The following is a 238-nucleotide window of genomic DNA, read 5'->3' as shown; positions in this document are numbered from 1 at the left end:
AACGGCGCGACCTGCGCCCGCCTCAGCGCCTTGCGAACGACGACGTGCCCAGCTGCGTCAACGGCATGAACCTGGAAGATGCTCTTGGCCAGATCGATGCCGACGGTGGTGATCTCCATGGGAATGGCTCCTACATCTGCGTCGCTGCTGCTTCGACAGCAACCACATCTTGGCACCGAGATGCCATCAGTCGGAGCGGGAGCCATCCACCCCATCTGCTTCCGTACGTCGCTGCCTT

The 238-nt window shown here is 62.2% G+C and carries 1 pseudogene; it reads right to left on the bottom strand.

What is annotated here, in order from left to right:
* Positions 1-119 (bottom strand): annotated as a pseudogene (locus CVH10_RS24135) (IS110 family transposase); the annotation flags it as partial.
* Positions 120-238: the final 119 nt, after the last annotated feature.

Origin of the sequence: Halomonas sp. ND22Bw (assembly GCF_003011945.1) — a bacterium.
Classification (GTDB): Bacteria; Pseudomonadota; Gammaproteobacteria; order Pseudomonadales; family Halomonadaceae; genus Halomonas; species Halomonas halophila.
The sequence above is the reverse complement of the archived record's forward strand: the minus strand, read 5'-3'. Positions and strand labels throughout refer to the sequence as shown.